Origin of the sequence: Massilia sp. CCM 8734, assembly GCF_011682155.1 — a bacterium.
Lineage (GTDB): Bacteria > Pseudomonadota > Gammaproteobacteria > Burkholderiales > Burkholderiaceae_D > Telluria_A > Telluria_A rubra.
Genome location: NZ_WHJI01000046.1, coordinates 14,252 through 30,765, shown reverse-complemented (window position 1 = coordinate 30,765; position 16,514 = coordinate 14,252). Strand labels below are relative to the sequence as shown.

The 16,514-nt window shown below is 61.7% G+C and carries 18 protein-coding genes; 15 read left to right on the top strand and 3 right to left on the bottom strand.

Annotation, left to right across the window (positions count from 1 at the left end; genetic code table 11):
- Positions 1–16 precede the first annotated feature (16 nt).
- The 10 genes from rplO to F2P46_RS29850 all read left to right on the top strand — a co-directional run bounded on the left by rplO (position 17) and on the right by F2P46_RS29850 (position 6,123).
- The gene (gene rplO, locus F2P46_RS29895) at positions 17–448 is read left to right on the top strand and encodes a 50S ribosomal protein L15 (RefSeq protein ID WP_054265838.1); all 432 of its coding nucleotides are present in this window, start codon (positions 17–19) and stop codon (positions 446–448) included.
- A 32-nt stretch (positions 449–480) separates the two neighbouring features.
- The gene (gene secY, locus F2P46_RS29890) at positions 481–1,815 is read left to right on the top strand and encodes a preprotein translocase subunit SecY (protein ID WP_166897184.1); all 1,335 of its coding nucleotides are present in this window, start codon (positions 481–483) and stop codon (positions 1,813–1,815) included.
- 36 nt (positions 1,816–1,851) lie between these two features.
- Positions 1,852–2,070 (top strand): translation initiation factor IF-1, encoded by a 219-nt coding sequence (gene infA / locus F2P46_RS29885; RefSeq protein WP_005663428.1) that lies wholly within the window; start codon positions 1,852–1,854, stop codon positions 2,068–2,070.
- 37 nt (positions 2,071–2,107) lie between these two features.
- A complete protein-coding gene (gene rpmJ / locus F2P46_RS29880) occupies positions 2,108–2,221 on the top strand; it encodes a 50S ribosomal protein L36 (RefSeq protein WP_010394471.1) in 114 nt (37 codons plus the stop codon).
- Positions 2,222–2,249: 28 nt separating this feature from the next.
- The gene (gene rpsM / locus F2P46_RS29875) at positions 2,250–2,615 is read left to right on the top strand and encodes a 30S ribosomal protein S13 (protein ID WP_166897181.1); all 366 of its coding nucleotides are present in this window, start codon (positions 2,250–2,252) and stop codon (positions 2,613–2,615) included.
- A gap of 12 nt (positions 2,616–2,627) precedes the next feature.
- Positions 2,628–3,032, top strand: coding sequence for a 30S ribosomal protein S11 (gene rpsK / locus F2P46_RS29870; protein WP_008444339.1), 405 nt, complete (start codon positions 2,628–2,630; stop codon positions 3,030–3,032).
- Between the two features lie 229 nt (positions 3,033–3,261).
- Positions 3,262–3,885 carry a 30S ribosomal protein S4 gene (rpsD, locus tag F2P46_RS29865; protein WP_054265841.1) on the top strand — a complete coding sequence of 208 codons (624 nt, stop codon included), beginning with the start codon at positions 3,262–3,264 and terminating at the stop codon, positions 3,883–3,885.
- A 215-nt stretch (positions 3,886–4,100) separates the two neighbouring features.
- Positions 4,101–5,078: a DNA-directed RNA polymerase subunit alpha gene (gene rpoA / locus F2P46_RS29860; protein WP_166897178.1), complete on the top strand. Its 978-nt coding sequence runs from the start codon at positions 4,101–4,103 to the stop codon at positions 5,076–5,078.
- Positions 5,079–5,186: 108 nt separating this feature from the next.
- The gene (gene rplQ, locus F2P46_RS29855) at positions 5,187–5,582 is read left to right on the top strand and encodes a 50S ribosomal protein L17 (RefSeq protein WP_099873839.1); all 396 of its coding nucleotides are present in this window, start codon (positions 5,187–5,189) and stop codon (positions 5,580–5,582) included.
- 103 nt (positions 5,583–5,685) lie between these two features.
- Entirely contained in the window at positions 5,686–6,123 is a 438-nt protein-coding gene (locus F2P46_RS29850; protein WP_166897175.1) for a hypothetical protein, read from the top strand.
- Positions 6,124–6,130: 7 nt separating this feature from the next.
- On the opposite strand, the gene F2P46_RS29845 is transcribed toward F2P46_RS29850, so the two are convergent.
- Positions 6,131–6,427: a hypothetical protein gene (locus F2P46_RS29845; RefSeq protein WP_166897173.1), complete on the bottom strand. Its 297-nt coding sequence runs from the start codon at positions 6,425–6,427 to the stop codon at positions 6,131–6,133.
- Positions 6,428–6,582: 155 nt separating this feature from the next.
- On the opposite strand from F2P46_RS29845, the gene dsbD reads away from it, so the two are divergent.
- Entirely contained in the window at positions 6,583–8,406 is a 1,824-nt protein-coding gene (gene dsbD, locus F2P46_RS29840) for a protein-disulfide reductase DsbD (RefSeq protein WP_166897170.1), read from the top strand.
- A gap of 5 nt (positions 8,407–8,411) precedes the next feature.
- On the opposite strand, the gene F2P46_RS29835 is transcribed toward dsbD, so the two are convergent.
- Positions 8,412–9,074 carry a hypothetical protein gene (locus tag F2P46_RS29835; RefSeq protein WP_166897167.1) on the bottom strand — a complete coding sequence of 221 codons (663 nt, stop codon included), beginning with the start codon at positions 9,072–9,074 and terminating at the stop codon, positions 8,412–8,414.
- 246 nt (positions 9,075–9,320) lie between these two features.
- Positions 9,321–9,806, bottom strand: coding sequence for a Spy/CpxP family protein refolding chaperone (locus F2P46_RS29830; RefSeq protein WP_166897164.1), 486 nt, complete (start codon positions 9,804–9,806; stop codon positions 9,321–9,323).
- 173 nt (positions 9,807–9,979) lie between these two features.
- On the opposite strand from F2P46_RS29830, the gene F2P46_RS29825 reads away from it, so the two are divergent.
- The 4 genes from F2P46_RS29825 to F2P46_RS29810 all read left to right on the top strand — a co-directional run bounded on the left by F2P46_RS29825 (position 9,980) and on the right by F2P46_RS29810 (position 16,445).
- Entirely contained in the window at positions 9,980–10,708 is a 729-nt protein-coding gene (locus F2P46_RS29825; RefSeq protein ID WP_126077535.1) for a response regulator, read from the top strand.
- Complete coding sequence (locus tag F2P46_RS29820) at positions 10,705–12,069, top strand: ATP-binding protein (protein ID WP_166897161.1); 1,365 nt, start codon at positions 10,705–10,707, stop codon at positions 12,067–12,069. The genes F2P46_RS29825 and F2P46_RS29820 overlap by 4 nt, the downstream gene beginning before the upstream one ends.
- 81 nt (positions 12,070–12,150) lie before the next feature.
- Positions 12,151–13,356, top strand: a complete 1,206-nt coding sequence (locus tag F2P46_RS29815) for an efflux RND transporter periplasmic adaptor subunit (RefSeq protein WP_166897158.1) — start codon at positions 12,151–12,153, stop codon at positions 13,354–13,356.
- Positions 13,353–16,445 (top strand): efflux RND transporter permease subunit, encoded by a 3,093-nt coding sequence (locus tag F2P46_RS29810; RefSeq protein ID WP_166897155.1) that lies wholly within the window; start codon positions 13,353–13,355, stop codon positions 16,443–16,445. Before F2P46_RS29815 ends, F2P46_RS29810 begins: the two co-directional genes overlap by 4 nt.
- The last annotated feature ends 69 nt before the right edge of the window (positions 16,446–16,514 follow it).

The following is a 16,514-nucleotide window of genomic DNA, read 5'->3' as shown; positions in this document are numbered from 1 at the left end:
ATGAACGGAGAAAACAATGGAATTGAATACAATTCAACCAGCTGAAGGCGCCAAGCATTACAAGCGCCGCGTAGGCCGTGGTATTGGTTCGGGCATCGGTAAAACCGCTGGCCGTGGCCACAAAGGTCAGAAGTCGCGTTCGGGCGGTTTCCACAAGGTCGGCTTCGAAGGCGGTCAGATGCCTCTGCAGCGCCGTTTGCCTAAGCGTGGTTTCAAATCGCTCAACGCAACGTTCAAGGCTGAAGTGCGTCTGTCCGACTTGAACAACCTGGCGGTCGGCGATGTCGACATCCTGGTGCTCAAGCAAGCAGGCGTTCTGCAAGTGCTGGCGCGCGATGTGCGCGTGATCCTGTCCGGCGAGATCACCAAAGCGGTGAACCTCAAGGGCTTGAAAGTAACGGCAGGCGCGAAAGCGGCCATCGAAGCAGCTGGCGGCACGGTAGCGTAAGTTGCAGGCTAACAGCTTGATCGGAGCATAAATTGGCGACTAATTCACAACTTGGTAAAAGTGCGGCAGCCGGTTTCCCATGGAGTCGGCTCTGGTTTTTGCTCGGCGCGTTGGTCGTGTATCGTCTGGGTGCCCATGTCCCTGTTCCAGGGATTAACCCGGATGTACTGGCTGAGACGTTCAGCAGGAATCAAGGCGGCATCCTGGGCATGTTCAACATGTTCTCGGGTGGCGCGCTGGAGCGCGCGGCAGTTTTCGCTCTCGGTATTACGCCGTACATTTCGGCTTCGATCATCATGCAGCTGGCCGGCCTCGCAATTCCGGCCGTTGAGGCACTGAAGAAAGAAGGCGAATCCGGACGCCGCAAGATCACCCAGTACACGCGCTACTTCACGGTGGTGCTGGCACTGGTGCAGGCAACCTTCATCGCCGTCGGCCTCGAAGCATTGCCGGGCCTGGTGATCGATCCTGGCATGGCTTTCCGTTTCGTGGCGGTCGTTTCGCTGCTGACCGGTACCATGTTCCTGATGTGGCTGGGCGAACAGATTACCGAACGAGGCCTCGGCAACGGGATTTCGATCATTATCTTTGCCGGCATTGCAGCTGGTTTGCCATCGGCGCTGAGCAGCTTGTTTGCACTCGTGTCGAACGGCGCCATCAGCAGCCTGTCAGCGATTTTCATCATCCTGCTGGTCGGATTCGTTACTTTTGGTGTGGTATTTGTCGAACGTGGCCAACGCAAGATCCTGGTCAATTATGCGAAGCGCCAGGTTGGCAACAAAGTCATGGGTGGTCAGACCAGCCATTTGCCTTTGAAGCTGAACATGGCAGGCGTGATCCCGCCGATCTTCGCATCGTCGATCATCTTGTTCCCGGCCACCATCGTGGACTGGTTCACGAAGGGCAAAGATTCCAGCACACCGGTAGTCGGTTTCCTGAAAGACTTGGCGGCATCGATGGGGCCAGGCGAGCCTATCCATGCTCTGTTGTATGCGGTGGCAATCGTGTTTTTCTGTTTCTTCTATACGGCGCTGGTCTTTAACAGCAAGGAAACAGCGGATAACCTGAAGAAAAGTGGTGCCTTCGTGCCGGGGATTCGTCCCGGCGACCAAACGGCGCGATATATCGACAAGATCCTGATGCGCTTGACACTGGCCGGAGCGGTGTACATCACCTTAGTGTGCTTGTTGCCGGAATTTATGCAGGCCCGTTGGAAAGTGCCATTCTATTTTGGCGGTACTTCCCTGTTGATTATTGTGGTTGTCACCATGGACTTCATGGCTCAAGTACAAAACTACGTCATGTCGCAGCAATATGAATCGCTGCTGCGCAAGGCAAATTTCAAGGGCGGAATTCCGACGCGCTAACCGGCGGTTACCGCGAACCAGGAGTGTACAGACCGAATGGCAAAAGACGACGTCATACAAATGCAGGGCGAGATTCTTGAGAATCTCCCTAATGCAACGTTTCGAGTAAAGCTGGAAAACGGGCACGTGGTGCTCGGACACATTTCGGGTAAAATGCGGATGAACTACATCCGCATCCTGCCCGGCGACAAAGTCACGGTGGAGTTGACGCCGTACGACTTGAGCCGGGCCCGCATCGTGTTCCGGACCAAGTAAATTTAAGTAATCAATCCGAACATAAGAGAGTGCAAATATGAAAGTTCTCGCATCAGTCAAGCGGATCTGCCGCAACTGCAAGATCATCAAGCGCAAAGGCGTCGTCCGCGTAATCTGCGTGGAACCGCGTCACAAGCAGCGTCAAGGTTAATTTAACGTTATTTATTGAGGAATAACGAATGGCACGTATTGCAGGGGTTAATATCCCCAATCATCAGCACACCGTAATCGGCCTCACGGCTATCTACGGTGTTGGCCGCCCGCGCGCACAGAAGATCTGCGCACAAACGGGTGTTGCGACCAACAAAAAGGTCAAGGACCTGGACGACAGCGAACTGGAAAAACTGCGCGAGGCCGTCGGCACTTTCGTAGTCGAAGGCGATCTGCGTCGTGAACTGTCCATGAACATCAAGCGCTTGATGGATCTGGGCTGCTACCGCGGTATGCGTCATCGTAAGGGTCTGCCTTGCCGCGGCCAGCGTACACGCACCAATGCTCGTACTCGCAAGGGTCCGCGCAAGGCCGCACAATCGCTTAAGAAATAATAGGACAACACCATGGCTAAGCAACAAAGCAGCGCCGCAGCAGCGCGCGTTCGCAAAAAAGTTAAAAAGAACGTCGCTGAAGGCATCGCACATGTCCACGCATCGTTCAACAACACCATCATCACGATCACCGATCGCCAGGGCAATGCCCTGTCGTGGGCGACGTCCGGCGGTGCTGGCTTCAAGGGTTCGCGTAAATCGACCCCGTTCGCAGCGCAGGTTGCGGCAGAAGCAGCAGGCAAGGTCGCTGTCGAGTGCGGCGTGAAGAACCTCGAAGTACGTATCAAGGGCCCAGGTCCTGGTCGTGAATCGGCAGTTCGCGCTTTGAACAACCTGGGTATCAAGATCACCGAAATCCAGGACGTGACGCCAGTGCCGCACAACGGCTGCCGTCCACCAAAGCGTCGTCGTATCTGATACGGCCCGCTGGCGACCGGAACACCGTTTCCGGCCGTTTGTTGTAAATTAGTCGTTGATGATCGCCGGCGCAGTCCCCGAATAGGGTATACTGCCCGGCTGTTGTCGCCTGTCGCGGTTTTTCCGCACGGGTTTATTGTCAGCCACCGTCTGGCGCATTGCGTACGGACTAGCGCCTGGCCAGCATCACAGGATGCCGCCGGGGCGTCATTATTCTAAAGGAAACATTGTGGCACGTTATATCGGACCTAAAGCAAAACTGTCCCGCCGTGAAGGTACGGACCTGTTCCTCAAGAGCGCACGTCGCTCGCTCGATTCGAAATGCAAACTGGACGTCAAGCCAGGCCAGCACGGTGTCAAATCCGGTGCTCGTACCTCGGACTACGGTAACCAGTTGCGCGAAAAGCAAAAAGTCAAGCGCATGTACGGCGTCCTCGAGCGTCAGTTCCGCCGCTACTTCGCTGAAGCAAACCGTCGCAAGGGCAACACCGGCGAAGCGCTGCTGCGTTTGCTGGAAGCGCGTCTCGACAACGTCTGCTACCGCATGGGCTTCGGCTCGACCCGCGCTGAAGCGCGTCAGCTGGTCAGCCACAAAGCGTTCACCGTCAACGGTAACGTTGTGAACATCGCTTCGTACGCTGTCAAGACCGGCGACGTCATCGCTGTTCGCGAAAAGTCGAAAAAGCAAGTGCGTATCGTTGAAGCCCTGTCGCTGGCTGAACAAGTTGGTATGCCTAGCTGGGTTTCGGTTGACTCGAAGAAAATGGAAGGCACCTTCCGTTCGTTCCCAGAGCGTAACGAAATCGCTAACGACGTCAACGAATCGCTGATCGTCGAGCTCTACTCGCGTTAATCGACGGCATTGCGGGCGGCAATGCCGCCCGCCCAGCGGTCGTCCCCGCGCAGGCGGGGAACTAATTTTCGGCTTCCCGCCACGCGGGGAGCCGTCCCCGACCTGGGCGGCCCCCTGGTCGGGGAGTCAAGTTTCTCGCGCAAGCGAGAATTTTCATTTCTAATGCCATCAGCCTTATCGGTGTAATGAGCCGAGGGTATTGAAAAGGACATTTCATGCAAAACAGTCTGTTGAAGCCACGTATTATCGATGTTGAAACTCTCGGTGCCGGTCACGCCAAAGTCGTGATGGAGCCGTTCGAGCGTGGCTATGGCCACACATTGGGTAATGCGTTGCGCCGCGTACTGCTGTCGTCGATGGTCGGCTACGCGCCAACCGAAGTGACGATCGCCGGCGTTGTCCATGAGTATTCGTCGCTGGACGGCGTGCAAGAAGACGTGGTCGACCTGTTGCTGAACCTGAAGGGCGTGGTCTTCAAAGTCCACAACCGCGATTCGGTCACGCTGACCCTGAAAAAGGAAGGCGAAGGCGCGATCCTGGCTTCCGACATCGACCTGCCGCATGACGTCGAACTGATCAATCCAGACCACGTGATCGCCCACTTGACCGCTGGCGGCAAGCTGGACATGCAGATCAAGGTCGAAAAAGGCCGTGGCTATGTGCCGGGCAACGTCCGTCGCCTGTCGGAAGACACCAACAAGACGATCGGCCGCATCATCCTGGACGCCTCGTTCTCGCCGGTGCGCCGCGTGTCGTACTTCGTTGAATCGGCCCGCGTCGAACAGCGTACCGACCTCGACAAGCTGGTGATCAACATCGAAACCAACGGCGTGATTACGCCGGAAGAAGCGATCCGTCAATCGGCGCGCGTGCTGGTCGATCAACTGAACGTGTTCGCGGCGCTGGAAGGCACCGAAGCGGCTGCCGAAGCACCGTCGCGCATCCCGCTGGTCGATCCGATCCTGCTGCGTCCGGTCGACGACCTGGAACTGACCGTGCGTTCGGCCAACTGCCTGAAAGCAGAAAACATTTACTACATCGGCGACCTGATCCAGCGTTCGGAAAACGAACTGCTCAAGACGCCGAACCTGGGCCGCAAGTCCCTGAACGAAATCAAGGAAGTGCTGGCATCGCGCGGCTTGACCTTGGGCATGAAGCTCGAAAACTGGCCACCAGCCGGCCTCGAGAAGTAATCGCAGCACCGTCCGGGACAGGGGTTCCGGGCGTATTACTCCATACCAACCGGCCCGCGCTGAAAGGCGATCGAAGAGCTGGATTTAAACAACTCGAAAGGAATTACCATGCGTCACCGTCACGGCCTTCGCAAGCTGAATCGTACTTCGTCCCACCGTCTGGCAATGCTGCGCAACATGACCGTTTCCCTGCTGCGTCATGAAGCCATCAAAACCACCGTGCCAAAAGCCAAGGAACTGCGCCGCGTAGTCGAGCCGATCCTGACGATGGGCAAGACCGACACCCTGGCCAACAAGCGTCTGGCATTCGCCCGCCTGCGCGACCGCGAAATGGTGTTGAAGCTGTTCGCCGAACTCGGCCCACGTTACGCAAACCGCAACGGCGGCTACCTGCGTATCCTGAAAATGGGTTTCCGCGTTGGCGACAATGCACCAATGGCTTACGTTGAACTGATGGACCGTCCAGAAGTCACCGAAGTTGAAGACGCACCAACCGCTGAGTAATCGGCGCGGTACGTAGAAAAAAGCCAGGCTCAGCCTGGCTTTTTTTCGTCCATTGGCTATCGAGGGCGGCGACATCAAGAGATCCGGCCATGAGAGGATGAGGATGGTCAAATTCAGAATTTCCCGATTTGACAGGGAGGCACCGGCCCATGTGCTCGACATGGGCGATCTGACGTTTGTTTTTGACGACAAAATCATGTCGACAGAGGGCAATTCCCGCTATGCGAACATGGTGTACCTGTCCGTCGTCGAGCTGATCGATATTTTGACTACGTTACGGCGCGGTGCGAAAAGTCGACGATTTGTCGCTGCTGATTCGTCATTTACCCTGATGTTTGAACAGAAAAGACAACACATTTACGTTTGGAATGAAATCAAGAAATATGGACCCTTCTTTGTGGATGAACTTCTCGCGGCGGTGAATGCCGGCATCGACCATTTCCTTGCTGATCCGCTTAACGAGCTCCTTCCGAATGGCCCCATGCACGGCGACTTCCATGAAAGTTGTCGCGAACTCAAAGAAATGTTACTCGGACTGTGAGTCGACGCTACGATGCACTGGCGAACAGGTCTCCATGCCAGTCCTGCTGCTCCTCAGCCAACCACGCATACTTCTTCTTTTGCGCCAGAGGCGCCAGAGGTGTCAATCGAATCTGATATCGGCGCAACAGGGCAATAAGATCCCGGAGCGCATCCCGGTTGAGGTGCTTTTGAATGATGCCAATTTCCAGCTGGCGCGCTATTCCCCGATATCCGGAGACAGCGGCATTGTCGTCCAAGCCGTGGAAGAAACGCCGTTCGTCTCCCGCGGAATAGAAAGTGTTCAAGTCAATCATCAGTTTCATCTGTGCCCTGTTAATCTGTCTTGCTACCCATCGCGAACGTGCGTGATCCAGCGCGGCACTTTGCGGCCGTCATTATAGGCCCCGGCCATGTCCCGCCGCAGACGGGAACTCTTCCCCGGGTGTACTATTCTGCTTCGCATCCCGCTAAGGAAGTCATGTTTGCCTTTTCGTTGAAAGCGCCGGCCCACGCCTTCGCGCTGTTCCTGCTCGCCCTCTCGTTCCTGTTCGCCGCCCCCGCGCGCGCGGAAGACGACTATCTCGCCCCCGAGGTGGCCTTCAAGTTTTCGGCCCGCATGGTCGACCCGCAAACCATCGCCGTCACCTACGACATCGCCGACGGCTACTATATGTACCGCGAACGCTTCAAATTCACTGTCGCCAACGCCACCCTCGGCGCTCCGGTCATCCCGGCCGGCAAGGTCAAGTTCGACGAAACGTTCCAGAAGGACGTCGAAACCTACCGCAAGAAGGTCACCATCACGATTCCCGTCGAATCGTCCGGCATGTTCACCTTGACGGCATCCTCGCAAGGCTGCGCTGACGCCGGCCTGTGCTACGCGCCGCAGGAAGCGGTCGCGCGCCTGGTCGGTTCCGGCGGTTCGTCGCCCGTGCCCGGCATGAAGCCCGGCATTGCCATCCCCGGCGCCACGCCAGCGATGCAGGACATCGGCAACCCTGCCGTCCTCGAGCAAGCGGCAAGCGCACCGGCCACCTCCACCCCAGCGCCTGGCGACAGCGCCGCGCTGCTCGGCGGCGGCAAGCTCTGGCTGATCATTCCTGCCTTCATCGTGTTCGGCCTCGGCCTGTCGTTTACCCCCTGCGTGCTGCCGATGGTGCCGATCCTGGCGTCGATCATCGTCGGCGAAGGCGCCAACACCACGCGCGCGCGCGGCTTCATCCTGGCGCTGGCGTATTCGCTGGGCATGGCCCTGGTCTACACCGCCCTCGGTGTGGCCGCCGGCCTGATGGGCGAAGGCCTGGCCGCCGAGCTGCAAAAGCCATGGATCCTGATCGGCGTGGGCATCATGATCGTCGGCCTGTCGCTGTCGATGTTCGGCGTGTACGAACTGCAAGTGCCTACCTTCCTGCAAAGCCGCCTGGCCAGCGCGTCGGACCGCCAGTCGGCCGGCAAACTCGCCGGCGTGTTCGTCATGGGCGCCATTTCGGCCCTGATCGTCGGTCCGTGCGTGGCGGCGCCGCTGGCCGGCGCGCTGACCTTCATCTTCCAAACACGCGACGGCGTCATCGGCGGCGTGGCCCTGTTCTCGCTGGCGGTGGGCATGAGCATTCCGCTGCTGCTGGTCGGCTTGTCGGCCGGTTCCCTGCTGCCGCGTACCGGCGGCTGGATGAACAAGGTCAAGAAATTCTTCGGCGTGACCATGCTGGGCATGGCCTTGTGGCTCACTTCCCCGGTGTTGCCGCCGCTGCTGCACATGCTGCTGTGGAGCGCGCTGTTGCTTGGCTACGGCGTCTATCTGCTGCGCGACACCCGCCACTGGGGCGCGATGGCGCTGGGGGCCGCTTTCGCCATTCTCGGCGCGGTGCAACTGGTCGGCCTGGCCACCGGTGGGCGCGACCCGCTCGCGCCGCTGGCCCACCTGGGCGTGGGCGGGCAGCAGCATGGGCTGGCGTTCACCCGCATCAAAACCGTGGCCCAGCTCGACGCCGCGCTGGCGCAAAACGCCGGCAAGACCGCGATGCTTGATTTTTATGCCGATTGGTGTGTGTCTTGCAAGGAAATGGAAAAGCTGACCTTCGTCGATGCGCGCGTCAAGCAACAACTGGCCGGCACCCTGCTGCTGCAGGTGGACGTAACCGCCAACGATGCCGACGACAAGGCCATGCTCAAGCGCTTCGGCCTGTTCGGGCCGCCGGGGATCATCTTGTTCGACAAGGGCGGCCAGGAAATCGCCGCCAGCCGCGTCATCGGGTATCAGAATGCGGATAAGTTCACGGCATCGCTCAGGAAGCTGAACTAGCCAGCTTAGTTATCCGGCAGGATGAAGTCGTCATTCTCGGGTTTGCCGCCCAGCAGTTCATCGAGACGGCCGCGCAGGCTGCGCGCCATCTCGCTGCCTTTGGCCTTGAGCACGGCTTGCAGGTACTGCAGGCGCAGCGCGCGGAAGTCGCTGACGTTATTGCACTTTTCAACCTTGAGTTGCAGCATGATGCCGCGCAGGCCGATGGTGCTCTTGATGGTCTGGTTGTAAAAATCGTACAGGTGACGGAAACGCGTAGCGTCGTCGAGCAGGCTTTCGGCCAGCGCTTGCGGCGATTGCAAGTGCGCACTGGCCACCTGCGGTAGCGGCGCCTCGTCAGGGACATCGGCTTCCAGGTGGGCGCCCTCGACGCCGGCCGCGCGCCGCGCCATCTGGCGCGCACGGGCCGACTGCGGCAGCTTCGATGGCGGCCCCGCCGCCGGATCCGGTTCCGAGCCGCTGGCCAGGAAGATGTAGCCGTCGTGCAGCAGTTCCTTGACACTCTCCTCGGTCACGCCCACGCCGGCAAAATTGCGCAGCAAATCGTCAAGCGAGTGGCGGCCGTCGATCATCACCAGCAGCGTACGCAGGCGCGACGCCAGCTGGTGCTTGCGGGTGGATATTTCCTCTCGACCCTTGTCGGTCTTGTCGTACACCATCGTGCCCATGCTGCCTCCGGATTGTGGTTTTTAATGCCGCAGCCGGAAAAGGTTTTTGGATTGCCGCGCGGATAGATTTCCTCAGGATACACTATGTTACACTTTGTGAGAATGCTGTAGCGCCTTTATGTGAGGCAGCGGGCAACAAGTGCGGTGTAAGTACAACATTGCTAAAAATTAAGCCCTGCACGCCGGAGGGGCGCGCAGGGCGTGATCAAGCATGCTGTGGCCCGGGAAAGCGGCCGGGATCACGGCTCAGGCAGGGCGCTTGTGCTTGCCGTGATGGCCGCGCCGCATGCCTTGCTCGTCAAACACTTTCTTTTGTTCCGGCGTGAGCGTCGCATACAAGGTGTTCAGCGCGGCCAGCCGGGTTTCCATGTGGGCCACGTGCTGCTTGGCCATGTCCAGCTGCTGTTCCATGCGTTCCGGCGCGCTCTTGCCGGCCCACTGGCCGCGTGCGCCACGGGCAGGGCGCTCGCCCGGCTTGCTGGCGGCGCTCCACGCGGCCCAGGCCGGTTCTTGTTCCGCGCTCAGCTTGAGCTGCTCGTGCAGGCGCGCCTGGCGCTCGGCCATGTGGGCTTGGCGCTTGGCCACGTGCGCGGCGCGCTCGCCGTGATGGCGTTCCACGCTGGCCGCTTTCGGCTTGCTCTCCTGGGCGTGCACGGCAACGGCGGCGCCGCCCATGCCCAGGACGGCCAGGCTGATCACGAGGGTGTTGCGGACGGTAGTGAGTACGTTCATGGCGTTTCCTTTGGATGAAATGTGCGGGGTGCAACTGCATCATCTGCCTTGCATGTTTCCATGCCGTTTCCGCTGCCAATCAGTTTGTATCAATATGTATCGGCCCCATGCCAATATACATGACGATACAAAACCGCTATCCGGGGCCACGGTAAGTGGGGATAATTGCGGGCATGGATACTCCTTCTACCATTCTCATCGTCGACGACGACCGCGACATCCGCTCGCTGCTGGCCGATTACCTCGAATCGAACGGCTACCGCGCCCTGGCGGCCGCCGACGGCACGGCCATGTGGAAGACGCTCGACGAAGCGCGCCCCGACCTGATTGTGCTCGACCTGAACCTGCCGGGCGACGACGGGCTGACCTTGTGCCGCAAGCTGCGCGCCAATTCGACCCTGCCGGTGATCATGCTGACCGCCCGCAACGAGCCGCTCGACCGCATCCTGGGCCTCGAAATGGGCGCCGACGATTACCTGCCCAAGCCGTTCGAGCCGCGCGAGCTGCTGGCGCGCATCCGCAGCGTGCTGCGCCGCAGCCACGCGATGCCGTCCAACGCCCCCTCCGACAACGCCCAGCAGATGCGCTTTTCCGGCTGGACGCTCGACCTGACCGCGCGCCACCTGCTCAATCCCGAGGGCATCGTGATCATGCTCTCGGGCGCCGAATTTCGCTTGCTGCGCGTGTTCCTCGAGCATCCCAACCGCGTGCTCAACCGCGACCAGCTGCTCAACCTGACCCAGGGCCGCGACGCCGATCCGTTCGACCGCTCGATCGACATCCAGATCAGCCGCCTGCGCCAGAAGCTCGGCGAAGACGCGCGCCTGCCGCAGATCATCAAGACAGTGCGCAACGGCGGCTACGTGCTGGCCGGCCAGGTGACGGTGGAGCCGGGCACGTGAAGGCCTTCTTCGGTTCGATGACCGGGCGCGTGTTCCTCACACTGTTGCTCGGCGTCGTGATCACGGCCGTGCTGACCCAGCTGCTGGCCGAAAACGAACGCCAGCGGGTCATCGAAGCCTTCCGCGACCAGCACGCCATGGACCGTGCCGAGCAACTCATCACCGCCACCGAAACCGTGCCCGCCTCGGCCCGCCTGGCCTATCTGTCGGTGGCCAACCGGCCCGGCATCCAGCTGGTGGTCATCGCTGACGACTTGCCGGTCAAGCCGGCCCAATCGGCCTTCACGGCGGCCCTGGCCGTGCGCATGGGGCCGCAGTACAAGCTGGCCACCATCGCGGCCCGGCCCGCCGCCTGCGACGTGCCGCGCATCCAGAACAGCATGTTCGGCCCGACCGAATCGCAATGGAAAGGCGTGTGCGAAAGCATCAACGTGCGCCTGCGCGACGGCGAACTGCTGCGCCTGCTGGTGCTGCCGCCGCCGCCGTCCGTGATCGCCCACGAAACCGATTACCGCATGATCATCGGCATGTTCCTGGTCAGCATCGCCTTCCTCGCTTACCTGGTGGCGCGCATGACCACCCGGCCGCTCAAGCAGCTGGCGCAGGCCGCCAAGGACCTCGGCAACGACATCAACCACCCGCCCTTGCAACTGTCGGGCGCGAGCGAGATCCGCCAGGCCAGCGCGGCCTTCAACGCCATGCAGGCGCGCATCCGCCAGTACATTTTCCAGCGCACCCAGATGCTCGCCGCCATCACCCACGACCTGCAAACGCCGCTCACGCGCATGCGCCTGCGCCTTGAAAAGGTCGGCGACGGCGAGCTGCGCGACCGCCTCGTGGGCGACCTGTCGGCCATGCAGGAAATGGTGCGCGAAGGCTTGGACCTGGCGCGCAGCACCGACACCACCGAAGCGATGCAGGCGCTCGACCTCGATTCCCTGCTCGATTCGGTCAGCTGCGACGCCACCGACGCCGGCCAGCAAGTGGTGGTGCACGGCCACGCCGGCATGGCCTTGCTGGGACGGCCGATGGCGCTGCGGCGCTGTCTGGTGAACCTGATCGACAACGCCGTCAAGTACGGCCAGCGCGCCGACCTGACGGTGGAAGCGGGCGCGGGTGCTGCGCGCATCCGCGTGCGCGACAACGGCCCCGGCATCGCCCCGGGCGAGCTGGCGCGCGTGTTCGAACCGTTCTACCGGGTCGAAACCTCGCGCTCGCGCGAATCGGGCGGCACCGGGCTGGGCTTGACGATCGCCCGCAATATCGCCGAGCAGCACGGCGGCAGCATCGCGCTGATCAACCATCCGGAGGGCGGCCTGGAAGTGACCCTGGTCCTGCCGGAGTACTATGCTGGCGCATAGCCCGCACGCCGCCTTGCCTCACCTTTGCCTCATTGAATTGAATCGATCATAAGCCGCCCGCAGTGGCGACCAGGGAAACGCATGAAAAAGAAGAGCATCGTCATCATCGTCGGCCTGGCCGTCCTCGTCGGCGCCGGCGCATGGCTCGCGGGCCGCGACAAGCAGGCCGACGCGGGCGAGCGGCAGGGCGCCGCCGCTGGCGAGCAGAGCGGCAAGAGCGATGCCAAGGGCGGCAACGGTGGCGCCCAGCCGCCGGCCATCGTCAACGTGGTCTCGCCCCAGCGCCAGGATGTGCCGGTGGTGTTGCAGGCCAATGCCAGCGTGACCCCGGTCAGCACGGTCGACCTGCATCCGCAGACGACCAGCACGATCCGCAAGGTGCATATCAAGGAAGGCCAGTTCGTCAAGGCCGGTGAACTGATGTTTTCGCTGGACGACCGCAGCGAGCGCGCCAATATCGACAAGGCGCGCGCCCAGATGGCGCGCGACGCCGCCAGCGCCGCCGACCTGGAACGCCAGTACAAGCGCAGCGAGGAATTGTTCGCGCAAAAGTTCATCGCCAGGAGCGCGGTCGACACCCTGAAAAGCCAGCTCGATTCGGCGCGCGCGCTGGTCGGCGCCGGTCAGGCCGCGCTCCAGGCCGAGCAGGTCAACGCCAGCTACAGCGCGATCCGCGCGCCGATGGCGGGTCGGGTCGGCGCCATCAATGTGTTTCCGGGCAGCCTGGTGCAACTGGCCACGTCGCTCACCACCATCACCCAGCTCGATCCGATCAATATCGCTTTCAACGTGCCGGAAAGCGCGCTCGGCGACCTGCTGGCGGCCCAGAAAAACGACGCGGTGATGGTTGACGCGCTGGCCGGGCCGCAGGCCAAAGCGCTCAGCGGCAAGCTCAGTTTCATCGATAACGCCGTCGATCCGCTGGCCGGCTCGATCAAGGTCAAGGCCCTGTTCGATAACAAGGACGCCAGCCTGTGGCCGGGCCAGTACGTCAGCGCGCGCGTGACGGTGCAGACGATCAAGAACGCGGTGGTGATTCCGCAGGCGGCCATCATCAGCAATACCCGCGGCACCTTCGTGTACGTGGTCGACGCCGACCACAGCGCCAAACAGATGCCGGTGGTGCGCCTGCACGCCTTTGGGGTGAACGCGGCCGTCTCGGGCTTGAACGGCGATGAAAAAGTCATCACCGAGGGCAAGCAGAACCTGCGCCCCGGCGGCAAGGTCAGGCTGGCCGACGCCAGCGGACCGAAAAGCGATGCCAAGACTGCGGTGGCGGCACAATGAATTTGTCCGAACTGTGCATCCGGCGCCCCGTCATGGTGGTGCTGCTTTCGCTGAGCATGATCCTGGTGGGCGTGCTGTCGTACCTGGCCATTCCGGTCGCGGCGCTGCCCAGCTATAACACCCCGGTCATCAACGTCCAGGCCAACCTGTCCGGCGCCAGCCCGGAAACCATGGCGTCCTCGGTCGCGCTGCCGCTTGAAAAGCAGTTCTCGACGATTGCCGGCATTAACCTCATTACCTCGACCAGCACCCAGGGCCAGACCTCGCTGACCCTGGAATTCGACCCCAGCATCGACGTCAACGTGGCCGCCATCGATGTCCAGGCGGCGCTGCTCGGCGCCCAGCGCCAGCTGCCGCAGGAGATGACCGAACTGCCGTCCTACCGCAAGGTCAACCCGGCCGACGCGCCGGTGCTGTTCATGGCCATGACGTCGCCGTCGATGAATTTGTCGGAACTGAACGACTACGCCGAAAACCTGGTCGCGCCAAGCTTGTCGACCCTGCCCGGCGTGGCCCAGGTGACGGTCAATGGCCAGAAGCGCTTCGCGGTGCGGGTGCGCGCCAGGTCCGACCTGATGAACGCGCGTAACCTGTCGATGGATGAACTGGCGCTGGCGCTGCGCGCCGCCAACTCGAATGCGCCGCTGGGCGTGCTTGATGGTCCGAGCCAGACCATGACGATCCAGGGCAACGCCCAGTTGATGAACGCGGCCGCGTTCTCCGACCTGATCGTCGCCACCCGCAACGGCGAACCGGTGCGCCTGAAAGACGTGGCCACGGTCGAAGACAGCTACCAGTCGGTGAAAACCGCCGGCAGCTACAACGGCGAGCGCTCGATCGTGCTGCTGGTGCAGCGCCAGCCCAACGCCAACACGGTGCAGGTGGTCGACGCGGTGCGCAAACTGCTGCCGCGCTTCCAGGCCCAGTTACCAAGCTCGATCAAGATCAACCTGGTCAACGACCGCTCGGTGTCGATCCGCGAAGCCATCCACGACGTCAACCTGACCCTGGCCGGCACCGTGGCGCTGGTGGTGCTGGTGATCTTCCTGTTCCTGCACCGCGCCGCCGCCACCTTCATTCCGGCCGTGACCATGCCGATTTCGCTGCTGGGCGCCTTGTCGCTGCTGTACGCCTTCGGCTACAGCCTGGACAACGTGTCGCTGCTCGGCATCACCCTGGCCGTCGGCTTGGTGGTCGACGACGCCATCGTGGTGCTGGAAAATATCGTGCGCCACATCGAAATGGGCAAAAAACCGGTGGACGCGGCCCTGATCGGCTCGCGCGAAATGGGCTTTACCATCGTCTCGATTTCGATCTCGCTGGTGGCCGTGTTCATCCCGATCTTCTTCATGCCGGGCGTGATCGGCCTGTTGTTCCATGAATTCGCGGTGGTGGTGGGCCTGTCGGTGCTGGTGTCGGCGCTGGTGTCGCTCACGCTCGTGCCGATGCTGGCCAGCCGCCTGCTGCCGGCGCATGCGAGCGAAGAGGGCGGCGAAAAGAGCTTCATCGGACGCCACTTCGAAGCCGGATTCGCGCGCGTGCGCGACGGCTACGCCAGCTCGCTCGACGTCGCGCTGGCGCATCGCTTCATCGTGCTGGCGCTCGCCCTCGGCACCTTTGTGCTGACGATTATCCTCTACACCACCATCCCCAAGGGCTTCTTCCCCGAGGAAGACCTGGGCCAGTTGCGCATGACAATCGAAGCGGCCGAGGATACTTCGACCGACGCCATGCTGATCCTGCAAGAGAAAGTGGTGGCCGTGATCCGCGCCGACCCGAACGTGCAGGATGTGACGTCGTTTACGGGCGGCGGCAACACCGGGCGCGGTTTCATCGCCTTGAAGCCGCGCGACGTGCGCGTGAAAATGCCGCTGGTGGTCGAAGGCCTGCGCAAAGCGACGCGCCAGGTGGCCGGCGCGTCGGTGTTCCTCTCGCCGATCCAGAATCTGCAGCTGGGCGGGCGACCGAGCAAGAGCCGCTACCAGTACACCTTGCAAAGCGTCAGCTCCGACGCGCTGGGCGACTGGGCCAACAAATACCTCGAGCGCATGCGCGCCGATCCAAGCTTTCGCGACGTGACCAGCGATTCGCAGAACCGCGGCCTGCAAGCGACCTTGAAAATCGACCGCGACAAGGCCAACGCCATGGGCGTGCAGATCGCCGACGTGCGCACCGCCCTGTATGCGGCGTTCGGCGAGCGCCAGGTCTCGACCATCTATTCGGCCGCCGCCAGCTACAACGTGATCCTGGAAGCCGAACTGGCCGACCGCCAGTCCGAGGATGCTTTGGGGCGCGTCTCGGTGCGCAGCAAGGGCGGCCAGCTGGTGCAGTTGTCGAGCTTTGCCACGGTCGAACGCACGGTCGGGCCGACCTCGGTCAACCACCAGGGGCAGTTGCAGGCGATCACCTTGTCGTTCAACCTGGGCGCCGACGTGCCGCTCGGCGTGGCCACCGGCAAGATCGACAAGATGGGCGTGGACATGAAACTGCCGGCCTCGGTCATCACCAAGTACGGCGGCGACGCCGCCGTGTTCCAGGATTCGCAGTCGAGCCAGATCATCCTGATCGTGGCCGCGCTGGGCGTGATCTACGTGTTGCTGGGCGTGCTGTACGAAAGCTTCATCCACCCGCTGACCATCCTGGCGGGCCTGCCCTCGGCCGCCGTCGGGGCGCTGCTGACCTTGCGCATCTTCGGGCTAGACCTGACCATGATCGCCATCATCGGCATCCTGATGCTGATCGGGATCGTCAAGAAGAACGCCATCATGATGATCGATTTTGCCCTGCATGCGCAGCGCAACGAGGGCCTCACGCCGGCCGAAGCGATCCGCGAAGCCTGCATCCTGCGCCTGCGGCCGATCCTGATGACCACCCTGGCCGCGCTGATGGGTGCGCTCCCGATCGCGCTCGGCCTGGGCGCCGGCGCCGAACTGCGCCAGCCGCTCGGCCTGGCCGTGGTCGGCGGTTTGCTGTTCTCCCAAGTGATCACGCTCTACATCACCCCCGTGATCTACCTGTTCCTCGACAAGTACAGCGGCAGCGGTCCGATGACCGACGCCCAGCTGGCCAATATCGCGCAAGCGCACTGACATTTCCACAAGGTATTTAATTGACTGGAAACAACACGATGATTTGACCGCCTGCCACCATGGAAGCCA

Excerpts from the sequence above, each read along its gene's own strand:
- rplO (WP_054265838.1), top strand. The coding sequence starts at position 17 with ATGGAATTGAATACAATTCAACCAGCTGAAGGCGCCAAGCATTACAAG.
- infA (WP_005663428.1), top strand. The coding sequence starts at position 1,852 with ATGGCAAAAGACGACGTCATACAAATGCAGGGCGAGATTCTTGAGAAT.
- rpmJ (WP_010394471.1), top strand. The coding sequence starts at position 2,108 with ATGAAAGTTCTCGCATCAGTCAAGCGGATCTGCCGCAACTGCAAGATC.
- rpsM (WP_166897181.1), top strand. The coding sequence starts at position 2,250 with ATGGCACGTATTGCAGGGGTTAATATCCCCAATCATCAGCACACCGTA.
- rpsK (WP_008444339.1), top strand. The coding sequence starts at position 2,628 with ATGGCTAAGCAACAAAGCAGCGCCGCAGCAGCGCGCGTTCGCAAAAAA.
- rpoA (WP_166897178.1), top strand. The coding sequence starts at position 4,101 with ATGCAAAACAGTCTGTTGAAGCCACGTATTATCGATGTTGAAACTCTC.
- rplQ (WP_099873839.1), top strand. The coding sequence starts at position 5,187 with ATGCGTCACCGTCACGGCCTTCGCAAGCTGAATCGTACTTCGTCCCAC.
- F2P46_RS29850 (WP_166897175.1), top strand. The coding sequence starts at position 5,686 with ATGGTCAAATTCAGAATTTCCCGATTTGACAGGGAGGCACCGGCCCAT.
- F2P46_RS29845 (WP_166897173.1), bottom strand. The coding sequence starts at position 6,427 with ATGAAACTGATGATTGACTTGAACACTTTCTATTCCGCGGGAGACGAA.
- dsbD (WP_166897170.1), top strand. The coding sequence starts at position 6,583 with ATGTTTGCCTTTTCGTTGAAAGCGCCGGCCCACGCCTTCGCGCTGTTC.
- F2P46_RS29835 (WP_166897167.1), bottom strand. The coding sequence starts at position 9,074 with ATGGGCACGATGGTGTACGACAAGACCGACAAGGGTCGAGAGGAAATA.
- F2P46_RS29830 (WP_166897164.1), bottom strand. The coding sequence starts at position 9,806 with ATGAACGTACTCACTACCGTCCGCAACACCCTCGTGATCAGCCTGGCC.
- F2P46_RS29825 (WP_126077535.1), top strand. The coding sequence starts at position 9,980 with ATGGATACTCCTTCTACCATTCTCATCGTCGACGACGACCGCGACATC.
- F2P46_RS29815 (WP_166897158.1), top strand. The coding sequence starts at position 12,151 with ATGAAAAAGAAGAGCATCGTCATCATCGTCGGCCTGGCCGTCCTCGTC.
- F2P46_RS29810 (WP_166897155.1), top strand. The coding sequence starts at position 13,353 with ATGAATTTGTCCGAACTGTGCATCCGGCGCCCCGTCATGGTGGTGCTG.